Genomic DNA, 20,886 nt, shown 5'->3' on the forward strand with positions numbered 1-20,886 from the left:
CGTCGACCGAATGGTGCCCGCAGCAATTGTTTGACGCGGGCCATTTCAGGCGTCATGTTTTCCATCTGGGATAAAATTGGGGAGAGGAAGGATGGACCGTCGCGTCTTTCTGGGATCGCTTGCGTCGATCCCGTTCCTGCCTTCGGCCGCGCATGCATGGCTGGCCAAGGCACCTGCCGGCAGCGCCCTGCACAGCCGTGCGATCACTGGAGCCCGCCGGCCCGTGCCGGTGATCGGCATCGGCACCTCGCGCCGCTACAACGATCCGCAGACCGACGAGCAGATGGCGGCGCTGAGCGCCTCGATCGCGCGCTTCGTCGAACTGGGCGGGCAGATTATCGATACCGCCCCTGCCTATGGCCGGGCCGAGGACGTCGTCGGCCGGCTCGTCGAGCAACTGGGCGTGCGCGACAAGCTGTTCCTCGCAACCAAGGTGGGCGTCGATGCGCGCGCCGAAGGCATCGCGCAGATCGAACAATCGTTCAAGAATCTGCGCACGCGCCATATCGACCTGATCGCCGTCCATAATCTGCGTAACCTGACCGACCAGCTCGCGATCCTGCGGGAGCTGAAGACCGCTGGACGGATCGGCGCGCTCGGCGTGACGACATCGTCCGACACACAATATGCCGATCTCGAAGCGGCCATGCGGCGCGAGCCCATGGACGTGATCCAGATCGACTATGCACTCGACAATCGCGGCGCCGCCGATCGTATCCTGCCGCTGGCGCAGGAAAAAGGCATGGCGGTGATGATCAATCTGCCGTTCGGGCGCGGCCGCCTGTTCCAGGCGACCGAGGGCCGCCCCCTGCCCGATTGGGCGAAGGAGATCGGGGCCACGACATGGGCGCAGGTTTTCCTGAAATATATCGTGTCGCATCCCTCGCGGCCGATCGCGATCCCCGGCATGGCGCAGGCGCGCTATGTCGACGACAATCTGGGCGCCGCGCGCGGACCGCTGCCCGATGAAGCCATGCGCCGCCGGATGGAGCACTATATTGGAACACTCTGATGCCCAGGCCCAGCCGGGTCTGCTCGCGCGGCTGATCGTCGCGCGTCGTGAAGAAGTGCCCGCCGTGATCGGCGGCTTCCTGCTCTTCTTCCTGCTCTTCGCCAGCTATTTCATGCTACGACCGGTGCGCGAGACCTTCGGCATCGCCGGCGGCGTCGACAATCTGCAATGGCTGTTCCTGGGCACCTTCCTCGCCACCCTGGTCGTAGTGCCGCTCTATGGCGCGCTCGCCGCCCGGTTGCCGCGCCGCTCGCTGCTGCCGGTGACCTATATCGTCTCTGCCCTGGTGATGTTCGGCTTTGCGATCGGCCTGCTGACAGACCCCGAGAATGTCTGGGTCGCGCGCGCCTTCTATATCTGGCTGTCTGTGTTTAACCTGTTCGTCATCTCATTGGCCTGGAGCCTGATGGCCGACATCTTCAGCGTGGATCAGGGCCGACGGCTGTTCGGCCAGATCGCAGCGGGCGCCAGCGTCGGCGGCCTGACCGGGCCGCTGCTCAGCACCTTCCTGGTCAAGCCGCTCGGCCATGCCGGGCTGCTGATCCTCTCCACCGCGCTGCTGCTCGCGACGCTTATCTGCGCGCGTTACCTGATGAAATGGCAGGAACGTCACGGCGAGCATGACCCGGCCCGCACCTCCACCGGAACCAGCATGGGCGGCAGCATCTGGGCCGGCATCACGCTGATCCTGCGTTCGCCCTATCTGATCGCGATCTCGATCTTCGTCATCCTGTTCACCTCGGTCTCGACCTTCCTCTATTTCGAGCAGGCGCGCGTGGTGGAGGCGACCTTCACCGACAAGGTGCAGCAGACCCAGGTGTTCGGCGCGATCGACGTCGCCGTCCAGTCGCTCACCGTGCTCATCCAGATCTTCTTCACCGGGCGGCTCGCGCGCCGGCTGGGCGTGACGGTGCTGCTGACCGCGGTGCCGGTGACGATGATGTTCGGTTTCGGCCTGCTCGCGCTGGTCGCGACCTTCCCCGTGCTGGCGGCGGTGATGATCGTGCGCCGCGTCGGCGAATATGCGCTGGTCAAGCCGGGCCGGGAGATGTTGTTCACCGCCGTCGATACCGAGACCAAATACAAGGCCAAGAACGTCATCGACACCTTCGTCTATCGCGGCGGCGACGCGATCTCGGCCTGGGCCAACACCGCCATCGTCGCGATCGGATCGACGGGTGCGGCGGCGGTCGCCGGCGCGCTCATCGCCGCGCTCTGGGCATGGCTCGGCCTCTATATCGGGCGGCGTCACGACGGGGCGACGCGTGCGGGCACAGCCGGCGCGGATGGCTGATGCAGGATCGTCCGACGCCATCGCATTCATTCGAGTTGATATTCTCCGATCGGGCCTGCAATTTCCGTATCGGCTGAATCGGCTGTCCGGAGCGCGCGTCATGCGCCGCTCCGGCAACATCAACGAACGGGGCGGACAATGGCAGGATTTGATCGAACGACGACGCGCGCGCTGACGGGAGCGGTCGGCGCCACGATCCTGCTGGCCATGGGGGTTTCGACGCCCGTCATGGCGCAGGTTCCGCCGGCACCACTCACCACCACCGCCGTCCCCTCCGCCCCGATCGCGGACGGTTTCACGCTCGCGCTGGCCGGGGACATCATCTATCTGCGGCCGATGCTGGCGACGCTGGAGCGCCAGGCGCCCGATATCCTGCAGGTGCTGCGCGGCGCCGACGCCACCTTCGGCAATTTCGAGACCACCGCGATCGACCTCGCGCGCTTCAAGGGCAGCCCCCAGGCCGAATCCGGCGGCACCTGGCTGTTCGCCGCGCCATCGACGGTCAACGATATCGCCGCGATGGGCTTCGATATCCTGAGCCATGCCAACAACCACGCCACCGATTGGGGCGCGGAAGGGTTGGCGGAAACGCTCGACCATCTCGACGCCAACAAGCTGGTCCATGCCGGCACCGGCGCGACCATGACCGCCGCGCGCGCGCCGCGCTATCTGGATACCGCGCATGGCCGGATCGGGCTGGTCGCCGCCGCCACCAGTTTCACACCGATGTCGCGCGCCGCCGATCCGCAGGGCGAGGTGCCGGGGCGGCCGGGCGTCAACGCCATCCGCTCGATCCGCGCCGGCGTGGTCTCTCCGGAAAATCTGCGCATGCTCGCGGGCATCGCCGGCAGCGATCCGGCCAAGCCGGTGACGCTGATGGGCAATCGCTATATCGGGCGAGAGGGTGCGCCGGCGAAGCTCAGCTACAGCTACGAGATCAACGAGAAGGACCAGCAGGCGAACATGACCGCGGTGCGCCAGGCGCATCAGAACGGCAATCTCGCCATCTTCTCGCTCCATCATCACGAACCCGGCAACGAAAGCGAGGAGCCCGCCGATTTCGCGCAGCCCATGGCGCACAAGATGGTCGACAGCGGCGCGGACGTCGTCGTCGGCCATGGCCCGCACCAGTTGCGCGGGATCGAGATCTACAAGGGCAAGGTGATCTTCTATTCGCTGGGCAACTTCGCGATGATGAACAATTCGCTCGACCAGTTGCCCGCCGACGTGTTCGACCAGTTCAGCGTCGATCCGGGCGCCACCACGGTTCCCGAACTGCTCCAGTCGCGCAACACGCGCAGCTTTTCCGATCCGCGCTTCTACGAGGCGGTGGTGGCGAAGATCACCTATGCCGGCGGCAAGGCCAGCGAAGTCCGCCTCCTCCCGATCGAGCTTGGCGTGGAACTGGCCGGCGCCGCGCGCGGCGTCCCCAGAACCGCCAGCCGGAGGATCGGCCAGCGCATCCTGGAACGTTTGCAGCGGCTTTCGGCCGTCTACGGCACGAAGATGGCGATCGAGAACGGCGTGGGCATCATCCGGCTGCCCGCCAACTGAGAACCGGGCGCGCATCACAAAGGGGGAAAGCGATGAAAAGGACGATGCTCCGCCTGATACTCGCCGCCACGGCGCTGTCGGCCCTGCCCGTCGCAGCGCAGGATCGCGGGCCCGATGCGCCGCCGATCGCGGATCGCAGCGCGTATCTGCCGCCTTCCGTGCCGACATCGGACGATGTGCTGCGCATTCCGGTTCCCGCCGACCATAACGCACCCGAGGGATCGTTCGTGCTGGTCGGCGGACGGCTGTTCGACGGCACCGGCGCGGCGGCGCGCCCAGCGACGATCGTCGTCCAGGGCAAGAGGATCACAGCGATCCTGAAACCGGGCGAACAGGGCTGGCCCGCCGATGCCGTCGTCTACGACGTCACCGGCAAGACGGTGATGCCCGGTCTGATCGACCTCCATACCCATCTGACCTATGTCGACCAGTTCGATGCCGGCTATGGCGAGGCGGTGTCCAGCGGCGCGGATTCCGCGCTGCGCGGCATCCGGCGCATGAACATCTTCCTGCAATCGGGCGTCACCAGCGTGCGCGACGTCGCCTCGCATGGCGACACGCCCTTCGTGCTCAAGCGCTGGCAAGCCGATGGCCGCATCGCCGGCCCACGCGTCTTCGCGGCCGGCCAGCTCATCACCGCGACCGGCGGCCATGGCGCGGCGCTGAACAAGGCTTCACCCAGCCCGATGGATTCGGTGCGCGAGGCATCCGGCCCCGATGGCTGGCGCGAAGCGGTGCGCGTCCAGTTCAAGCGGGGGGCGGACCTGATCAAGCTGGCGAGCGAATATTCGCAGGCCGAGATCGACGCGGCGGTGTCCGAAGCGCATTCGCTTGGCCTGCCCGTCACCGTCGATTCCGAGACCCAATATATCGACATGGCGGTAAAGGCCGGGGTGGATTCGATCGAGCATCCCCTGCCCCGGTCGGACGCCGCGATCGCGCTGATGGCCAGGCGCGGCATCGCATCGGTGCCCACCCTGATCCCCTATCGCATCATCCAGCGCAGCAGCGGCGGCTATTTCGGATCGACCTCGCGCCGGTTCGAGCTCAACGAGACGACGATCCTGGAAATGCTGCGCAAGATGAAGAAGGCGGGCATCAAGCTGGGCGTCGGCACCGATCTGATCACCAACTGGATCGATTACATGCCGAACGCCTATATCGAGGAGCTGAAGGGTTTCGTGAAGGTCGGCTATTCCAACAGCGAGGCGCTGGTGGCGGCGACGAAGACCAATGCCGAGATCCTGCGCATGGCGGACCGGCTGGGCACGATCGAACCCGGCAAGCTGGCCGACATCATCGTGATCGACGGCAATCCCGACCAGGATCTGGACGCGCTGGCCAAAGTGACGACGGCCTTCGTCAACGGGCGGCTGATGCTGCGCGACGGCCGTCTTTTCATGGCCCGGCACGTGCCGGTTCCGCTTCCTCAACCCGCGCGCTGAACCCGCTCCGGCCATCGCCCACGCTCCACGGGCCGCCGCATCACTTGATCGAGGTCAATGACGGCGGCTCCGTTCCGGGCTAGAAACGGTCATCGGATCAAGACCGAGTCCCGACGGATCGCCAATTTCTGCGGATCGCGCACCGTCCTCACCCGGATTCGAACGATGCTCTGGAGCGGGGGGAACCGCGATGGAGACGATGATGGCCGAAGATGGCACCGAATATTTCCGAAGACGCGCCCGCGAGGAGCGTGAGCGCGCCGATGCGGCCGCCGATTCCTGTGCGCGCCGCGCTCATGAACGCATCGCGGCCGAATATGAGCGGCGCATCCGCCACGCAACCGAACCCAAGCCGCGCCCGGTGGCGGGATGAGCGCGGCCGCACCGGTCCGCGAGACCCGCGCCGTGCTGCTCCAGCGCGCAAAGGAAGCGATGCGCAACGCCGAAGCCGAGACATTGCCGCACCGCGCGCGCATTCACATCGCCGCCGCCGAAACCTGGTTGCGCCTGGCCGCCCGAAAGCCCGCCTCGGACCCCGCCGCGCCAGATCCGATGGGATGATGCCCGCCGCCCCGCCACACCGGGCGGGTGCGGCGGATGAACCACGTTCATCGAAGTGCGCTTGACATTCTCCAATTCGAACAGGACGCTCCCGCTTAGAGAAAATTTCTGAGCAGCAGAAAAAGGGGGAGCGAATATGCTGAAGCAATGGCTCAGCGGGCTTGCCGTCGTGGCGGCGGCCGGCGCACTGGTGGCGCAGGTGCCTGACAACAAACAGCGGACACCCGCCGAACTCCAGTCACCACCTGCCGCAACGCCCGCGGTGCCGGATACGAGCACGTTCAACAAGACCGATGTCGACGCCTGGCTCGACGGTTTCATGCCCTATGCGCTTCAGCGCGGCGACATCGCCGGCGCGGTGGTGCTCGTCGTCAAGGACGGCCAGGTGCTGACGCAGAAGGGCTATGGCTATGCCGATCTGAAATCGAAGCGGAAGGTGGATCCGGAGACCACGTTGTTCCGGCCCGGATCCATGTCCAAGCTGTTCACCTGGACGTCGATCATGCAGCTCGTCGAACAGGGCAAGCTCGATCTCGACGCCGACGTGAACACCTATCTCGACTTCAAGATCCCGCCCTATGACGGCAAGCCGATCACCCTCAGGATGATGATGAGCCATGTCGCAGGCTTCGAGGAGGCGAGCGGCGGGCTGATCGTGCCCTCTCCCGCCAGCTATCCGCCGCTGGGCGACAAGCTGAAGGAATGGATCCCGGCGCGGATCTTCCCACCGGGCACGACGCCCGCCTATTCCAACTATGCGACCGGCCTTGCCGGCTATGTCGTCGCGCGGGTGAGCGGCCAGCCCTTCGACGAATATCTGGAAAGCCATATCTTCGGCCCGCTCGGCATGCAGCATACGACGATGCGCCAGCCGCTGCCCGCGAACCTGAAGCCGCTGATGGCGACGGGTTACGACAAGGCGTCGGGCGCGGCCAAGCCGTTCGAGATCGTCACGCTGCCGCCTGCCGGATCGGGCAGCGCCAGCGCGCCCGACATCGCCAAATTCATGATCGCGCACATGAATGACGGCCAGGGCCTGATGCGCCCGGAAACCGCGCGACAGATGCACAATTCGCCGCTGCACGTCTTCCCCGGCGTGCCGTCCATGTCGCTGGGCTTTATCGAAGTGCTCAATCACGGCCGGCGGATCATCTCGCATGGCGGCGACACCGCCTGGTTCCACACCGGCATGTGGATGATCCCGGAGGCGAAGTCGGGCCTGTATGTCTCGATGAACAGCGCCGGCCGCGACGGCGCGACGGGCGCGATCCGCGAAGCGCTGCTCGCCGAATTCATGCGACGCTACTTCCCCGCGCCCGCGCCAAAGGATCCGCCGCTCGACAAGGCGCGCGCGATCGCGGACGGGCAAGCAATGGCGGGCACCTATGTCGCCAGCCGCCGTTACGACAGCGGGCTGCGCAAGGCGCTGACCTTCTTCTCCCAACAGGTGGTGAGCACCGACAAGGACGGATCGCTGAAGGCGCCCAACTGGCTGAACGTGGGCGGCGGCCCCGATCAATGGGTGCATATCGGCCCGTTGCTGTGGCGCAATGCCGAAACCAACGAGGTGATGAGCGCCAAGGCCGAGAATGGCCGGGTGACGATGATCGCGCAGAGCTTCCCGGCCTCGGTCGCGATGCGCGTGCCCTGGTATGAGAATACGAGCTGGCTGCGCCCAGCGATCATCGCCAGCCTGGTCGTGCTGTTGCTGGCGGCGCTCGCCTGGCCGATGGGCTGGGTGCAGCGGCGCTATTATGCGGCGCAGCGCGCGACCGCCACGGGCCGCACGCTCGGCATCCAGCGCTCGGTCGCCGGGCTGTCGGCGGCAAGCCTGGTGACGATCGGCATCTGGTTCAATTTCCTGACCACGATGCGCGGCCAGCCGATGGGCGGCGGCGTCTATGCGCTGCAGGCGGCGACGGTGATCCTGTTGCCTGGCCTGGCCGGCTTCGCACTCGCGCGGCTGTGGCAATCGTGGAAGGGTGGATCGAAGCTGTCGATCGGCTGGAGCACACTCATCGCGCTGGCCGCATTGATCGTGCTGTGGGGCGCCCTGGCCTTCCACCTGATCCATATCGGCATCGAGCAGTAGGGCACGACCGGCGCGCGTGCTCGCCACGCGCGCCGGCGAGGTGTCAGCGTGTCGCGATCGCCACCGCGGCGCCGGCGATCGCGGTGCCGCTGGCGCGGTTGAGCGTTTTCAGCGCGCGCGGACTGGTGAACAGTCGCCGCGCGCGGACCGCCAGGTAGATGTAGATGGAGAAGACCAGCCCGAGGATGGCGAGCGTGGCCGCGACCAGTTCCAGATAACCGAGCAAGGTGACGCGCGTGAGGTCCATCAAAGTGGGCAGCAGCGCGATATAGAAAACCATCGTCTTGGGATTGCCCATGGTCAGCGCCAGCCCGGCGAAGAACAGCCGCACCGGGTTCTCGCGCCGCTCGTCGCGTTCGACCTCGCCCGCAGAAACCGGCGCGGTCCAAAGCTTGTAAGCGAGATAGGCCAGATAGGCGATGCCCGCCCATTTGATCGCGACGAACAGCCCGTAAAAACTCTGGGCGAGCGCAGCCAGACCGATGATCGCGAACGACAGCCAGACGACGTCGCCCACTGCCATGCCCGCGGTGAAGGGCGCGGCGCCATTGGGGCCGCGCCCCAGAACCCGCGCGATGATCGCCGCGATGCCCGGTCCCGGCGAGGCGGCTGCGACAAGCAAGGCGATCGAGAAGACGGCGAGTCCGGCGAGATCCATGACGATGCTCCATGACGACAGACAGAATGCGGCGGCGGCCCAGCCCATAGCCTGATCAATCCGATTTTGCATGGGCCGATGATATGCGCAAGCATGGCTGCAACGGGCAGCACAATCCGAAAACCTCGCGCCCACGGCAGATCGCGTCAAAGCCCGCGATGCACATCCCGCAGAAACACCGGCAGATCGTTCGCAGGAGAGGCCGCAGGCACCTGATACAGCATGTCGCCCACGAAACCGCGATGATAGGTGCCATGATTGACGATATGGAGCAGGATCTCCTGCCGCGTCATGGCGCCCCGGCCACCACCAACGAACTCGAAGTCGACGGTTTCGTACAGCGCCTGCCCGGTCAGCCGATCCGCATAGGCGACATACCAGCGATCCATCGCCTGAACAGCTTCCCACAGGGCCGAAAGCGGCGGCGTATCCTCGGTATTTCGGGACGTATAACTATGGGGCCGGCCCTCCAGATGGGCTCGGAAGATATCATCGACGACAAGGACGTGGTTCAACGTATGCACCATGTTGCCGAAGCGCGTGGGCCTTGCGCGCAGCGCCTCGCTTTCCGGCAGCGCCATGACCGCGTCGAAGGTGATTCCGTTCGCCCAGGCCTTGTACCGGGTCAGCATACGGACCGTGGCGACGGCATCGTCGGTGCATTGCTGGCCGATCATCGCCGCATCCCTAGATATTTTCGAGGATCGTAGAGAGCGCCTGCAACCGTGCCGGATCGCGGCGATAGAAGGTCCATTGCTTGATGCGTTTGCCGGTCACCAACCCGCAGCCCTGCAAGATGCGCATATGCTCGCTGAGCGTCGACGCGTTGACGCCGAGCTTCTCCGCGATCAATTGACCGCATACGCCATCGTCGACGAGATCACCGTCGCGCTGTGGCGGGAAATGGGCGGCGGGATCCTTCAGCCATTGCAGGATGAGCAGCCGCCGATCATTGGCCAGTGCGCGAAACAGTTCAACCTCAACCATATCGTTATTTTGCCAATCAACGAAATGAGTGTCAATGTGATCGCACCCGCTGAAATCGCTCTCTTTTGTGGGCGCCCAGATACGCGTCGTTAACCGCCGCGACCTAGGATTCGGGCATGACGAGCCCCCATGACCGTCGTTCCGTCCCGCCGCGCGTATCCCGGTGGCGCTGGCCAGGCCCGCAGCTTCCGATCCCGGATGCCGTCTATCGCGAACTGATCGACATGCTGTTCAGCATGCGCTTGCCCATCGTCGCGATGGGCGCGGTGTTCGCGGGTGTCGCGGCGCTGCTGGGGCTGCGGTTCGGCGATCCGGTGATGATCGCGATCGCGATATGCACGAAGCTCGTGGTCGTCGCCCGCTTCGCCAGCATCACGCGCTATCACCGGCCGAACGGCCGCTGGACGATCGACGAACTGCATGTCTGGGAACGCCGCTATGCGCTGGGCAATTATCTGTCCGCGCTGCTGCTGGCCGTATTTAGCGTGCGCGTACTCACATCGCATGTGCCGTTGCAGCAGCTTATCGCGGTCAGCCTGATCTTCAGCTTCGGCGCCGGGATCGTCTCACGGATATCGATCCGGCCCAGGATCTGCGTCATCAGCCTGCTGATCGCCACGGTTCCCACGGTGATCGGCCTGGCCACGCATGCGACCAGCAAACACGACATCCCGCTTCACGCCGAGCTGTTCGCGATAGAGGCGCTGCTGGTCGCGATGATCACCGCGCTCAGCCTCGATACCGTCCGCCATCTCCATCGTTCCACCGTCGAGCATCTGACCACCAAGCACGATCTGGCGCAGCTTGCGACGCAGGACGCGCTGACCGGCCTGCCCAACCGGCTGATGCTGCGCGAGCGCTTCAACGAAAGCATCCTGCCGGTTTCTCGATCGTCGGGTCAACTCGCGCTGCATTTCCTGGATTTGGACGGATTCAAGGCGATCAACGACATTTACGGCCATCCCGCCGGAGACGCGGTGCTCAAGGAGGTTTCCGTCAGGCTTACCGCGATGATCCGCGAAAGCGACACGGTGGCGCGCATGGGTGGCGACGAATTCGTCGTGGTTCAGGGCGGCATCAAGGACGGCAGCGAGGCGGACCTGCTCGCCCGGCGGATTATCCGACGGCTAAGCGCGCCCTATAACGTCGACGGTCAGGAGATGCATATCTCGGTCAGCGTCGGCATCGCGATGGCGCCCGAACAGGGGCTGGACCTGGAACACCTCGCCTCCTGCGCCGATTCCGCGCTCTACCGCGCCAAGCGCGGCGGCAAGGCCCAGCTCCATTTCTGCACGCCTGACGAAGCGCTGGCGATACGCAGCGGCTGATCGTGCCCGCCGCGATGGCGCCATGGAGCCCGCGATGATATCCGTCTGAACCCATGCGCATCGCCGTTTTCGCCACCAAACCCTATGACCGCCGCTTCCTCGATCTCGCCAACGCCGCGTTCGGGCATGAGCTGCGCTATTTCGAGCCGCGCCTGGACGGCGAAACGGCGGGGCTGGCGGCCGGGCACGACGCCGTTTGCGTCTTCGTCAACGACCGGCTCGACGCCCCGACGCTCGAACACCTCGCGACACTCGGCGTGCGCCATGTCGCGCTGCGCTGTGCGGGTTACAACAATGTCGATCTCGCGGCCGCCGGGCGGATGGGCATCACGGTGGTCCATGTACCCGCCTATTCGCCAGAGGCGATCTCCGAATTCACGATCGGGCTGTTGCTGGCGCTCGATCGCAAGATCCACCGCGCCTGGGCACGGGTGCGCGAGAATAATTTCGCGCTCGACGGACTGATCGGCCGCAACCTGGCGGGCCGCACCGCCGGCGTGATCGGCACCGGCCGGATCGGCGCACTCGTCGCCCGCACGCTACGGCTGGGCTTCGGATGCGAGGTGCTGGCCAGCGACATCGTCGAGGATCCGGCGCTGACGGCGATCGGCATACGCTATGTGCCGCGCGACACGCTGATCGCGTCGAGCGACATCGTGACGCTGCATTGCCCGCTGACGCCGGACACGCACCACCTGCTCAACGCGACGAGCCTGGCGACGCTGCGGCCCGATACGCTGATCGTCAACACCAGTCGCGGCGCGCTGATCGACACCGCTGCGCTGATCCAGAGCCTGAAGGCACGGAGGGTGGGCGGTGTCGCGCTCGACGTCTACGAACAGGAAGCCGATCTGTTCTTCGAGGATCTGTCGGACCAGATCGTCGAGGACGACATATTCCAGCGGCTGCTGACCTTTCCCAATGTGCTGGTCACCGGCCATCAGGCCTTCCTGACCGAGGAAGCGCTGACCGCGATCGCGACGGTGACGCTGCAAAGCCTGGCCGATGCCGAGGCCGGGCGCCCGCTCGCCCATGCGCTGGGCGCAGAGCGGATCGTGCGCGCCCACGGGAAAAAATGAGCGCCGGGCGATCGGCATGATCGCCCGGCGCCCCATATTTCGTACCGGCCGTCAGAAACGATAGTTGATCGTCGCCGAGACCGCCGAAGAGTTGAACCGATCACCGGTGCGGCGGAAATCGGTGCCCTTCGCACCGTTGCGTATAAAGGCGTTGCCAGCGGCGCCACCCGCCGCATTCACGCGATATCCGTCATCCTTCAGGCTGGTGTAGATATATTGGAGGCCGAGGGAGAGGCCGCCACCGAGACGCTGCTCGACACCGCCGCCCAGCTTGTAGCCCCAGGCGTCGTCATTGCCGTTGGTAGCATAGGTCGGCGCACCGGCAACGCCGGTATTGGTCGTCTCGAAACGGTTCTTGATCTTGGCCCAGGCGCCGCCGCCTGTCACGAAGAACAATGTGTCGCCCGTCGCAAGACCGGCACGCAAGCGCAGGCCGGCATTGCTGCCGAGCTTGCGCGTCATCACATAGCTGTCGGGTCCGGTGCTGAACGCCGAAACGCTGTCGCGAATGTTCGACATGTTATATTCAGCGACCGCGCCGAGCACGAGGCTGCCCATCTGGACATCGTAACCGGCGTGGACGCCCCAATCGATCTTGTTCCGATCGTCCGCGCAACCATCCTTCGGCGCCCTGCCCTTCGCCTTGCCGCCACAGAAGCCAGGCGAGAAGATGTTGGTGCTGGGAGCGGCGGCGGTCGCGACGGTATCGCCGAACTTGCCGTCGAGATTGGTATCGAACTCGATCTTTTCCTTCTTGTCGTTGGGCTGGAAACGATAACCGCCCTGGACGCCGACATAACCGCCGGTCCAGCTTTCATCCGATTGCGCGAAGGCGGGAGTAGAGGCGGCGGCGCCCGCAACGACGAGCGCGACCGCAAACACGGATACTGATTTCATGATACGCTACCTTTTTAAGCTACAGGGGAACCACGGGGAGCCGCCCTATTCGGCCTGCTCCGTTCCCGGTGCGTAATGAGCGCCATTTTCAATGAACGGAAAATGAATATAAATCAGCATATTAAATGCAAAATACAATAAATGATGATATCAGAAAATATCGAGAATGTCTGTCAAACTCTTCAACCAAATATCGAAGCACCTTATGGACAACGAAAGACACCACACCTCCAAATGATAGACACCAACTTCACGAATACATTTCAAAATCCAGTGACCCCCTCCGATCACCCAGAGTGATTTCGAGAAATCGGTGCGCTCGCGTCACTCGCCGGCAGACAAGCCTGAGCCTGCTCCGGTCACTACGGCGCCTTTCCATGGACATGTATCTCACCAGACCCACTGGCTGGGTCGCACGGAATGCTGCACAGTTCCGTTCATGACGCTTCTCTGGCTCATGCTCGCAATCGCAGTGGCACCGCTGATCGCGGGAATCCTGCTGCTGAAGCCGGCCGGCGCGACCATATCGCACAGCTTCAGGGCAACGGCCACCTCTGCCCTGCTCTGCGCGCTCGCCTTCAATCTGACATTCTTCTGGCAGGAACTCTGGCTGGTCCTGCCCAAGGCGCTGGTGCCGGGGCTGCACCCGATCCTTTATCATAACGATCATAACTGGAGGGGCACGGCCCCGATCGCTGAACTGTTGCAGGGCAGCGGCGCGATCGCGACGCTGACGAGCGGCCTCTTCTTCCTGATGCTGGCGGGTTGGCGGTCGTCGACCACATGGCGCGCCTTCTGCTTCTGGATGGCGTTCCAGGGGCTGTTCCAGGCGCTGACCCAACTCGCGATCGGCACGATCCTGCCCGGCAACGATGTCGGCCGCGCTCTCGCCTATCTCCAGCTCGGCGCCGCTGCCAGGATGGCGCTGCTTGCGCTGGCCGTCGCCGCAACGGCGGCGGCGGGCGTCGCGCTGGCGCGCATCGCTCCGGCGCAGGCCGATGCCGATGGATATGACCGGCGCTTCGCCGCCTGGGCGCTGATCATCGTGGTCGCAGCAATTCCGCCGATCATTCCCTTCCGCCTGCCGCGCAATCCGATCGAGGTCGCGCTGATCCCGCTGATCGTCAATCTCACCGGCGCGGCCTGGCTGGTGCTGGGCGCGGCGCTGACCCGGCGGACGGATGTGGCGGCCGCGACGCCGTCTGCGGGACCGACAGGGCCGGCGCTAGCGCTTGTGCTGTTGCTCGCATTTTTCCAGCTGGTGCTGAGGCCGGGCATCGCCTTTTGATTGAATCGCAGGCCTCGTCGTGCGGATTCTGACGCGGGATTGGGCCTGATCCCGGGCGAGAATTCAGCGAAGCAGATACAGCATGATCGCCAGCGGGAGCGCCAGGGCCAGGCCGCTCCCGAGGATCGCCACGATCCATGCGGCGGCGCGGCCGAAGCGCCCCTCCACCAGTCGGATGACATCCTCCAGCAATCCGATGACCGGGCCGTCCATGGCGCGATCCTGAACTTTTTTTCGCGCCATGTCACGCGCGCCGATCCCCGCTCGTCATGCAATCGGAACCAAGGAAAGGAACACCGATCATGACGACCAAGCTCGACCCGTTCGCCGCTGCCCCCTCGCTCATGAAGACCTGGATGGGCACGTCGCTCGCCGTCGCCGCCAGCCTGGAGCCCAGCCTGATCGAACTGGTGAAGATCCGCGCCTCCCAGATCAACGCCTGCGCGAACTGCATCAACATGCACACGACCGAGGCGCGCGCGAAGGGCGAGACCGAGCAGCGCATCTACCTGCTTTCCGCCTGGCGCGAAGCGCCCTGCTACACCGATCGCGAGCGCGCGGCGCTCGGCTGGACGGAGGCATTGACGCGGCTGTCCGAAGGGCACACGCATGAAGCCGCCTATGACGCGCTCAAAGCGGAGTTCAGTGAGGAGGAGCAGGTGAAGCTGACCCTGATGATCAACGTCATCAACGGCTGGAACCGCCTGGCCGTCGGCTTCGGCCTGTGGCTGGATATGGCGCCCGCCAAGGCCGCCGCCTGATGACCGATATGGACACCGATATGGGGATGGAACACGCGGCGGAAAGTTTCGATCCGCTGCGTCCGCGCCTCGTCCGCGTCGCCTATCGCATGCTCGGCTCGGTCGCCGATGCCGAGGATGCGGTGCAGGATGCCTTTATCCGCTGGATGGGCACCGACCGGGCGCAAGTGCGCGAGCCCGAAGCGTTCCTGCGTCGCACGGTGACGCGGCTCTGCCTGGATCAGCTCAAATCGGCGCGGCGTCAGCGCGAAACCTATATCGGGCCTTGGCTGCCCGATCCGATCGTCGAGGAAGAGGAGGACGAGGATGTCAGCCTGCCGCTGATGCTCGCCCTCGAACGGCTCTCGCCGCTCGAGCGCGCCGCCTTCCTGCTGCACGACGTGTTCGGCCTGGGCTTCGAGGAAGTCGCGGCCACGATCCAGCGCGATCCTGCCGCCTGCCGCCAGCTCGCCAACCGCGCACGCGCGCATGTCCGCGAGGCGCGCCCGCGCTTCAAGCTGGAAAAGGCGCACGGGATGGAGATCGCCAACGCCTTTTTCGCGGCCTCGCGCAGCGGCGACATGACCGCGCTCGGTGCGATGCTGGCGGCGGACGTCAGCGTCCATTCGGACGGCGGCGGCAAGCGCCCGGCGGCGGTGCGACCGGCGATCGGCTATGGCCAGGTGATGACGCTGCACAAGGCGCTGGCGGTGCTGTTCCGTAAATATGGATCGGAACTCGTCCATGCCGGCTTCATCAACGGCCTGCCCGGCTTCGTCACGCGCGAGGCCGATGGCGAGCTCCAGACCACCGCGCTCGATATCGAGGATGGCAAGATCACCGCGATCTACGTGATGCGCAACCCGGAAAAGCTGAAGCATCTGCATTGAACTCCTGGCGGTTGGTACCACGGGTTCTACCCGCTATCAGCGGCTGCATGACGAGGATGCCGATGCCCCAGCGCTTCACCACTCCGGATATACGATCCCGGCTATGCCTGATCGCGGAAAGCCATGAACGGCTGACCGGCCGGCCGCTCGCGCCCGATACAGTCGATCCGACGGAGGCATTATGGATCGCGCCGCGCGTGATCGTCGCGCATGGCACGGAAGCCGATCCGATCTTCTTCTTCGGCAATCGCGCGGCACTCGACCGGTTCGAGACGACGCTCGACGCCTTCACCGCCATGCCATCCCGCCTCTCGGCCGAACCCATGTTGCGCGAGGAGCGCCAGGCATTGCTCGACCGCGTCACCCGCGACGGCTTCATCGACGATTATTCGGGCATCCGCATCTCGGCGGGCGGACGCCGCTTCCGCATCGAACAGGCGACAGTGTGGAACCTGATCGATGCACAGGGCGCGATCCATGGGCAGGCCGCGACCTTCAATCGGTGGATTGACTTGCCCGACACCGCAACCGGCACCACGCATCCCAGCTAAGCGAATTGCGCGACCGGATCGGCGAAGACGAAACCCCTCGATATCGCGGATTCTGATCGGACCATGACGGACGACGCGCACCCCGCGCATATCCGTCGAACGATCGGATCAATGATGAAGCACGCGGACCTCCTGCTCAGACGGGCGATGCTGTTCGACGGATCGGGCACCGCGCCGAAGCGGGGGGATCTGGCCGTGTCGGGGGAACGGATCGTCGGGATCGGCCAGCTTTCCGGCTGGACGGCGGAGCGCGACATCGACTGCGCCGATCTGGCCCTGGCTCCCGGCTTCATCGATACCCATACGCATGACGATCGCGCGTTGCTGGGCGCGCCGGCCGACATGACCTGCAAATTGTCGCAGGGCGTCACCACCGTCATCACCGGCAATTGCGGCGTCAGCCTGGCCCCGCTGGTCTCAGCCACACGACCGGTCGCGCCGCTCGACTTGCTGGGCGACGAGCGCTGGTGGGTGTTCGGCAGCTTCGCCGCATATCGGGATGCGCTCGCCGCCCGGCCGCCCGCAGTGAACGCGCTCGCATTCGTCGGCCATATCAGCTTGCGCGCGGCGGTGATGGGTGACGACCTGTCACGCGCCGCCGATGAAACCCAGATCGCCGCGATGCGGGGGCTTCTCGCCGCCTCGCTGAGCGAAGGGGCCGCCGGCTTCTCCACCGGTCTCGCCTATCCCCCCGCCACCGCCGCCACGACGGAGGAGGTGATCGGCATCGCCGCGCCACTGGGGCCGGCGGGCGGACTCTATATCACACATCTGCGCGACGAGGGTCCGCGCGTGATGGAAAGTATCGAGGAAGCGCTCGCCATCGGCCGGTCACTCGATTGTGCGGTGGTCCTGAGCCATCACAAATGCGTGCTGCGCGAGAATTTTGGCCGATCGCGCGACACGCTGGCGCTGATCGAGCGATCGGCCACCCAACAGCGCGTCGATCTCGACGCCTATCCCTATGCGGCGTCATCGACCGCGCTGCTCGTCGAGTTGCTGAACGACGATCTGCCCGTGCAGGTCACCTGGTCGCTCGCCGAGCCCGATGCCGCCGGCCGGATGCTCGCCGATCTGGCGGCCGAATGGGGGCTCTCGATCGCGGATGCCGCCCGGCGCCTCCAGCCGGCGGGCGCGGTCTATTTCTCGATGGACGAAGGTGATGTACGGCGGATCCTGACGCATCCGCGCACGATGATCGGCAGCGACGGCCTGCCTCACGATCAGGTTCCCCATCCCCGGCTATGGGGCACTTTCCCGCGCGTGCTCGGCCATTACGCCCGTGATCAGGGGCTGTTTCCGCTGCAAACCGCGATCCGCAAGATGACCGGCCTGCCGGCAAGAGTATTCGGCCTGCCCGATAGAGGCGTCTTGCGAACCGGTGCCTTCGCAGATCTCGTGCTGTTCGATCCCGCCACCGTGATCGATCGCGCCACCTTCACTGATCCGACTCAACCGGCGACCGGCATCGTGGAGGTCTGGGTGAACGGCGTCAGCAGCTACACACCGGCTGGCGGCGTCACCGCATCCCCGGCGGGCCGCCTGTTGCGGCGCGAACATCCGGCGTAAGGAAGGCCCGGCGGAGGAGGATTCGCGGAGGTGATCGATCATGATAGCGACGAGACTGACCGATAGCGGCACCGCGCTGATCGGCGACATCATCGATATCTCCGCCGACCTTCTCCGGAGCGTCGCCAGCGATGATGCGCTCGACCGCCTTGGCGAGGCGCTTCAGAAAGTCTGTCCTTTCAACGATTTCATTGTCTTCCTGTATCGGCCGCAGTCACGACCGCTGATCCTGACGACCAATCTCGGCATGGAATGGCTGAGCGATCGTCTGTCCGACTACAGTGAGGGCTTGTATCTGCTCGACCCCTATCAGCAGACGGCGATCGCCGGGGAGAGCGGGTTCCATCGCCTTTCGGACATCAGCCCGGAGGAATATTTCACCTCCGAATATTATGATCACTTCTACAAGCACACCAATATCGTCGAAGAGACGCGCTTCGTCATCCCGCTCGACCAGGGCGGATCGTTGCAGGTGCTCGTCGCCCGCGCGGGCGACGCCGTGAAGTTCCAGGACATCGAGCTGGACCTGTTGAAAACCTTCCATCCGCTTGTTTCGGAATATTGCCGAACCCATCTGAGCCAGACGAACCGGCAATATGGCGGTTCACCGCATGATGCAGCGAGTTTTGACCTGCGCGACAAGATCGCCACCCTGCCCGGCGCACAACTGACCGCGCGTGAGATCGATACGGTGGAACTGATGCTGAAGGGCCATTCGACCAAATCAGTAGCGCGGGTGCTGAGCATCGACGACGGCACCGTTTCCAACCACAAGCGCAATATCTATCAGAAGCTGAACATCCATTCGCAGGCGCAGCTCTTCAATCTGTTCCTGGAGAGCCTGACCGGCGCCTGATCCGCGAAAGCAAAAAAATCCAGGCCCGCGCCGGTTCGGACAAAACCGGTACGAGCCTGGAGTTGGCGCGGACGAATGGCGCTCCGCGCCAGGGAGGTTCAGAAATCGGTGCTCCAGCCGATCAGGTGGTAGACGATCGCCACCCAGAGGATGATCAGCGCTGCGGCGACCAGGACGATATTCCACACCCGCGCCGGCCAGGGCGCCGATTTCCAGTTGCCCGCCAGATTCCACACCGAAGCGGCGAACAGCGTCACGAAGGAAAGCGTGCCGACGAACTGGAGAGCATGGATGATCGGATCGTGCCGGCCGTCGAGCTTCCCGATATTCTCCATCATCGCGGGCAAAAGCATCGCCCATCCGGTCAACACCCCCAGCACCGGGATCGCCGCGATCCGGGTGATGCGCCACGGCAGCGCACGCGACGGGGGATGTTTCGCCGCGACCGCATAATAGCGCCGGGCGAAAGCCGCGAATGCCCAGCCCAGCAGCGTCAGCGCGAGCACGGCAAGGCTGGCGAGCAAGGCCGGGCGCAGCCATGTCGCGGATTCATGCCAAGGCACACGAATGAAGATCAGCATGCCCGCCGACGGATCGACGCCGAAGCGGCGCACCTCGCCGCCCCGCGCATCCGCAGCCAGCAGCACCGCGCTGTCGCGATCCTTCCAGACGAAGGGCGCGATCTCGTCCCAGACCTGGGTCTGGCCGCCCGGCCCCTGGAGGAAATCGGCGCTGATCGATCCGTCCCGGACGGTGACGGTCTGCTGTTGGACGAGTTGCAGCGCCTTGAGGAAGCTGCTCCAAGACCGGCGGCTCATCATATAGGTGCCGGCCATCATCCGGGCATGTTCGGCGGCGACGGCACGAGGCAGCGGCGTCACCTGCCGGACGGGCGCGGGATAATAGCGGTCCATGAACGCGTCGAACACTTGGTCGCGCGCGGCGCCCGCCGCATAGTCGCGGCCGCTGCTGTTGAACGACACGTATACGCCGGTGCGGCTTTCGGGGAGCAGGAACATCCGGCTGTGAAAGGTCAGCGTGTCGCCGCTATGCTCGACGATCATCTGGTCGTTGGTGTCACGGCGGAAAAAGCCGAGCGCGACGGGGTTCAGTCGCGGGAAGATCGGCAATGTCGTGCCGAACATCGCACGCGTCGTCTCCGGCTTCAGCAGCACGTCGCCGGCAAGCTGCGCGATCATGTAGCGGCCCATGTCCCCGCCCGATGCGGCGAGCGCGCCGGCGGGAGCAACACCGATCAGATCGTAAGGCTGCGGTTCACCCGTGGCGAGATCGTAGCTTTGCGACATGTCGCGGCGCAGATGCTCAGGGAGAGGCTGACGGAAGGTCGAGCGCGTCATGCCGAGCGGCGTGAAGATCCGTTCCTCGAGATATTGCTCGAGCGGCTTCCGCACGATCCGCTGGATGATATATCCGGCCAAGGTCGTACCATAGTTGGAATAGGCCGGCGTCGTTCCCGCCGGATAGATGCGGCGGGGAATCCACCGCTTCAGATAGGCTTCGGTCGAAAGCAGCTTCTTCGGATCGTTGGTACCGAGGCCGATCAACGCTTCCTCGAAGCCCGGCGTGTGCGTCATCAGGTTGCGGATCGTGACGGGCTTTCCATCACGATCGGGAATGCGGAAATCGATATAGCGGTTCACATCATCGTCGAGCCCGACCCGGCCGGTTTCGACGAGATGCATCAGCAAAGTGAAGGTGAAGGTCTTGGAGATTGATCCGGGCCGGAAGATCGTCGTCTCCGGATCGACCGGGATCCGGCGCTTCACATCGGCAAAACCATAGCCTTTTTGCGTCACGACCTTGCCGTCGCGCACGACCACCACGACGGCGCCGGCGATATTGCCCTGCCGGATCATGACGGGCAACAGTCCGTCGAGAAACGCGGATGCGTCCTGCGCATCGAGCACAGGCGCAGCCCGGATGACGGGAGACGAGGCCGGTGCGGCTTCAGCCGGAGGCGCCGGAGCGCGGACAGGCGCCTGCGCCATCAGCATCATCGCCCCGGACAGCAGCCCGAACAGCCCCGCCAGTTTTCGCATCCACATCGATTCTGTCTCCCTCATC

22 protein-coding genes are annotated in these 20,886 nt (G+C 64.9%); 16 read left to right on the forward strand and 6 right to left on the reverse strand.

What is annotated here, in order from left to right:
• Nucleotides 1–91 precede the first annotated feature (91 nt).
• The 8 genes from ACODTA_RS07655 to ACODTA_RS07690 all read left to right on the forward strand — a co-directional run bounded on the left by ACODTA_RS07655 (nt 92) and on the right by ACODTA_RS07690 (nt 7,958).
• Nucleotides 92–1,012, forward strand: a complete 921-nt coding sequence (locus tag ACODTA_RS07655) for an aldo/keto reductase (protein WP_489065269.1) — start codon at nt 92–94, stop codon at nt 1,010–1,012.
• Nucleotides 999–2,306 (forward strand): NTP/NDP exchange transporter, encoded by a 1,308-nt coding sequence (locus tag ACODTA_RS07660; RefSeq protein ID WP_489065271.1) that lies wholly within the window; start codon nt 999–1,001, stop codon nt 2,304–2,306. The genes ACODTA_RS07655 and ACODTA_RS07660 overlap by 14 nt, the downstream gene beginning before the upstream one ends.
• On the forward strand, nt 2,299–2,481 hold the full coding sequence (locus ACODTA_RS07665; RefSeq protein ID WP_489065272.1) for a hypothetical protein: 183 nt from the start codon (nt 2,299–2,301) through the stop codon (nt 2,479–2,481). The genes ACODTA_RS07660 and ACODTA_RS07665 overlap by 8 nt, the downstream gene beginning before the upstream one ends.
• A complete protein-coding gene (locus ACODTA_RS07670) occupies nt 2,445–3,860 on the forward strand; it encodes a CapA family protein (protein ID WP_489065273.1) in 1,416 nt (471 codons plus the stop codon). Before ACODTA_RS07665 ends, ACODTA_RS07670 begins: the two co-directional genes overlap by 37 nt.
• 32 nt (nt 3,861–3,892) lie before the next feature.
• Nucleotides 3,893–5,305, forward strand: coding sequence for an amidohydrolase family protein (locus ACODTA_RS07675; protein ID WP_489065274.1), 1,413 nt, complete (start codon nt 3,893–3,895; stop codon nt 5,303–5,305).
• 202 nt (nt 5,306–5,507) lie between these two features.
• Nucleotides 5,508–5,678 carry a hypothetical protein gene (locus ACODTA_RS07680; RefSeq protein WP_489065275.1) on the forward strand — a complete coding sequence of 57 codons (171 nt, stop codon included), beginning with the start codon at nt 5,508–5,510 and terminating at the stop codon, nt 5,676–5,678.
• The gene (locus ACODTA_RS07685; protein WP_489065276.1) at nt 5,675–5,866 is read left to right on the forward strand and encodes a hypothetical protein; all 192 of its coding nucleotides are present in this window, start codon (nt 5,675–5,677) and stop codon (nt 5,864–5,866) included. The genes ACODTA_RS07680 and ACODTA_RS07685 overlap by 4 nt, the downstream gene beginning before the upstream one ends.
• 136 nt (nt 5,867–6,002) lie before the next feature.
• Entirely contained in the window at nt 6,003–7,958 is a 1,956-nt protein-coding gene (locus ACODTA_RS07690) for a serine hydrolase domain-containing protein (protein WP_489065277.1), read from the forward strand.
• Nucleotides 7,959–8,001: 43 nt separating this feature from the next.
• On the opposite strand, the gene ACODTA_RS07695 is transcribed toward ACODTA_RS07690, so the two are convergent.
• The 3 genes from ACODTA_RS07695 to ACODTA_RS07705 all read right to left on the reverse strand — a co-directional run bounded on the left by ACODTA_RS07695 (nt 8,002) and on the right by ACODTA_RS07705 (nt 9,603).
• Nucleotides 8,002–8,616, reverse strand: a complete 615-nt coding sequence (locus tag ACODTA_RS07695; RefSeq protein WP_489065278.1) for a LysE family translocator — start codon at nt 8,614–8,616, stop codon at nt 8,002–8,004.
• A gap of 146 nt (nt 8,617–8,762) precedes the next feature.
• Entirely contained in the window at nt 8,763–9,293 is a 531-nt protein-coding gene (locus ACODTA_RS07700) for a DinB family protein (RefSeq protein WP_489065279.1), read from the reverse strand.
• A 10-nt stretch (nt 9,294–9,303) separates the two neighbouring features.
• Entirely contained in the window at nt 9,304–9,603 is a 300-nt protein-coding gene (locus ACODTA_RS07705; protein ID WP_489065280.1) for an ArsR/SmtB family transcription factor, read from the reverse strand.
• Between the two features lie 116 nt (nt 9,604–9,719).
• On the opposite strand from ACODTA_RS07705, the gene ACODTA_RS07710 reads away from it, so the two are divergent.
• A complete protein-coding gene (locus tag ACODTA_RS07710) occupies nt 9,720–10,931 on the forward strand; it encodes a diguanylate cyclase domain-containing protein (RefSeq protein WP_489065281.1) in 1,212 nt (403 codons plus the stop codon).
• Between the two features lie 53 nt (nt 10,932–10,984).
• Nucleotides 10,985–12,010 (forward strand): 2-hydroxyacid dehydrogenase, encoded by a 1,026-nt coding sequence (locus ACODTA_RS07715; protein WP_489065282.1) that lies wholly within the window; start codon nt 10,985–10,987, stop codon nt 12,008–12,010.
• Between the two features lie 51 nt (nt 12,011–12,061).
• Here the strand turns inward: ACODTA_RS07715 and ACODTA_RS07720 are convergent, their stop codons facing one another.
• Nucleotides 12,062–12,907 carry an outer membrane protein gene (locus tag ACODTA_RS07720; protein ID WP_489065283.1) on the reverse strand — a complete coding sequence of 282 codons (846 nt, stop codon included), beginning with the start codon at nt 12,905–12,907 and terminating at the stop codon, nt 12,062–12,064.
• Between the two features lie 439 nt (nt 12,908–13,346).
• Here ACODTA_RS07720 and ACODTA_RS07725 point away from each other — a divergent pair, with 439 nt between their 5' ends.
• Nucleotides 13,347–14,195 (forward strand): hypothetical protein, encoded by an 849-nt coding sequence (locus ACODTA_RS07725; RefSeq protein WP_489065284.1) that lies wholly within the window; start codon nt 13,347–13,349, stop codon nt 14,193–14,195.
• 63 nt (nt 14,196–14,258) lie between these two features.
• On the opposite strand, the gene ACODTA_RS07730 is transcribed toward ACODTA_RS07725, so the two are convergent.
• Complete coding sequence (locus ACODTA_RS07730; RefSeq protein ID WP_489065285.1) at nt 14,259–14,408, reverse strand: hypothetical protein; 150 nt, start codon at nt 14,406–14,408, stop codon at nt 14,259–14,261.
• Between the two features lie 89 nt (nt 14,409–14,497).
• Here ACODTA_RS07730 and ACODTA_RS07735 point away from each other — a divergent pair, with 89 nt between their 5' ends.
• From ACODTA_RS07735 to ACODTA_RS07755, 5 genes are all read left to right on the forward strand, one after another.
• Entirely contained in the window at nt 14,498–14,956 is a 459-nt protein-coding gene (locus ACODTA_RS07735; protein ID WP_489065286.1) for a carboxymuconolactone decarboxylase family protein, read from the forward strand.
• Complete coding sequence (locus ACODTA_RS07740) at nt 14,956–15,825, forward strand: sigma-70 family RNA polymerase sigma factor (protein WP_489065287.1); 870 nt, start codon at nt 14,956–14,958, stop codon at nt 15,823–15,825. Before ACODTA_RS07735 ends, ACODTA_RS07740 begins: the two co-directional genes overlap by 1 nt.
• A 47-nt stretch (nt 15,826–15,872) precedes the next feature.
• The gene (locus tag ACODTA_RS07745) at nt 15,873–16,376 is read left to right on the forward strand and encodes an MEKHLA domain-containing protein (protein WP_489065288.1); all 504 of its coding nucleotides are present in this window, start codon (nt 15,873–15,875) and stop codon (nt 16,374–16,376) included.
• 114 nt (nt 16,377–16,490) lie between these two features.
• Nucleotides 16,491–17,945, forward strand: coding sequence for an N-acyl-D-amino-acid deacylase family protein (locus ACODTA_RS07750; RefSeq protein WP_489065289.1), 1,455 nt, complete (start codon nt 16,491–16,493; stop codon nt 17,943–17,945).
• Nucleotides 17,946–17,985: 40 nt separating this feature from the next.
• Nucleotides 17,986–18,801 (forward strand): helix-turn-helix transcriptional regulator, encoded by an 816-nt coding sequence (locus tag ACODTA_RS07755; protein WP_489065290.1) that lies wholly within the window; start codon nt 17,986–17,988, stop codon nt 18,799–18,801.
• Between the two features lie 98 nt (nt 18,802–18,899).
• Here ACODTA_RS07755 and ACODTA_RS07760 read toward each other — a convergent pair whose 3' ends face one another.
• The gene (locus tag ACODTA_RS07760) at nt 18,900–20,885 is read right to left on the reverse strand and encodes a serine hydrolase domain-containing protein (protein ID WP_489065291.1); all 1,986 of its coding nucleotides are present in this window, start codon (nt 20,883–20,885) and stop codon (nt 18,900–18,902) included.
• Between the last annotated feature and the right edge of the window lies 1 nt (nt 20,886).

It is taken from the genome of Sphingomonas sp. FG14, assembly GCF_057809675.1.

Excerpts from the sequence above, each read along its gene's own strand:
- ACODTA_RS07735 (WP_489065286.1), top strand. The coding sequence starts at position 14,498 with ATGACGACCAAGCTCGACCCGTTCGCCGCTGCCCCCTCGCTCATGAAG.
- ACODTA_RS07710 (WP_489065281.1), top strand. The coding sequence starts at position 9,720 with ATGACGAGCCCCCATGACCGTCGTTCCGTCCCGCCGCGCGTATCCCGG.
- ACODTA_RS07675 (WP_489065274.1), top strand. The coding sequence starts at position 3,893 with ATGAAAAGGACGATGCTCCGCCTGATACTCGCCGCCACGGCGCTGTCG.
- ACODTA_RS07690 (WP_489065277.1), top strand. The coding sequence starts at position 6,003 with ATGCTGAAGCAATGGCTCAGCGGGCTTGCCGTCGTGGCGGCGGCCGGC.
- ACODTA_RS07700 (WP_489065279.1), bottom strand. The coding sequence starts at position 9,293 with ATGATCGGCCAGCAATGCACCGACGATGCCGTCGCCACGGTCCGTATG.
- ACODTA_RS07760 (WP_489065291.1), bottom strand. The coding sequence starts at position 20,885 with ATGAGGGAGACAGAATCGATGTGGATGCGAAAACTGGCGGGGCTGTTC.
- ACODTA_RS07750 (WP_489065289.1), top strand. The coding sequence starts at position 16,491 with ATGAAGCACGCGGACCTCCTGCTCAGACGGGCGATGCTGTTCGACGGA.
- ACODTA_RS07740 (WP_489065287.1), top strand. The coding sequence starts at position 14,956 with ATGACCGATATGGACACCGATATGGGGATGGAACACGCGGCGGAAAGT.
- ACODTA_RS07745 (WP_489065288.1), top strand. The coding sequence starts at position 15,873 with ATGACGAGGATGCCGATGCCCCAGCGCTTCACCACTCCGGATATACGA.
- ACODTA_RS07755 (WP_489065290.1), top strand. The coding sequence starts at position 17,986 with ATGATAGCGACGAGACTGACCGATAGCGGCACCGCGCTGATCGGCGAC.
- ACODTA_RS07705 (WP_489065280.1), bottom strand. The coding sequence starts at position 9,603 with ATGGTTGAGGTTGAACTGTTTCGCGCACTGGCCAATGATCGGCGGCTG.
- ACODTA_RS07680 (WP_489065275.1), top strand. The coding sequence starts at position 5,508 with ATGGCCGAAGATGGCACCGAATATTTCCGAAGACGCGCCCGCGAGGAG.
- ACODTA_RS07655 (WP_489065269.1), top strand. The coding sequence starts at position 92 with ATGGACCGTCGCGTCTTTCTGGGATCGCTTGCGTCGATCCCGTTCCTG.
- ACODTA_RS07685 (WP_489065276.1), top strand. The coding sequence starts at position 5,675 with ATGAGCGCGGCCGCACCGGTCCGCGAGACCCGCGCCGTGCTGCTCCAG.
- ACODTA_RS07730 (WP_489065285.1), bottom strand. The coding sequence starts at position 14,408 with ATGGACGGCCCGGTCATCGGATTGCTGGAGGATGTCATCCGACTGGTG.
- ACODTA_RS07720 (WP_489065283.1), bottom strand. The coding sequence starts at position 12,907 with ATGAAATCAGTATCCGTGTTTGCGGTCGCGCTCGTCGTTGCGGGCGCC.
- ACODTA_RS07670 (WP_489065273.1), top strand. The coding sequence starts at position 2,445 with ATGGCAGGATTTGATCGAACGACGACGCGCGCGCTGACGGGAGCGGTC.
- ACODTA_RS07715 (WP_489065282.1), top strand. The coding sequence starts at position 10,985 with ATGCGCATCGCCGTTTTCGCCACCAAACCCTATGACCGCCGCTTCCTC.
- ACODTA_RS07665 (WP_489065272.1), top strand. The coding sequence starts at position 2,299 with ATGGCTGATGCAGGATCGTCCGACGCCATCGCATTCATTCGAGTTGAT.
- ACODTA_RS07695 (WP_489065278.1), bottom strand. The coding sequence starts at position 8,616 with ATGGATCTCGCCGGACTCGCCGTCTTCTCGATCGCCTTGCTTGTCGCA.
- ACODTA_RS07725 (WP_489065284.1), top strand. The coding sequence starts at position 13,347 with ATGACGCTTCTCTGGCTCATGCTCGCAATCGCAGTGGCACCGCTGATC.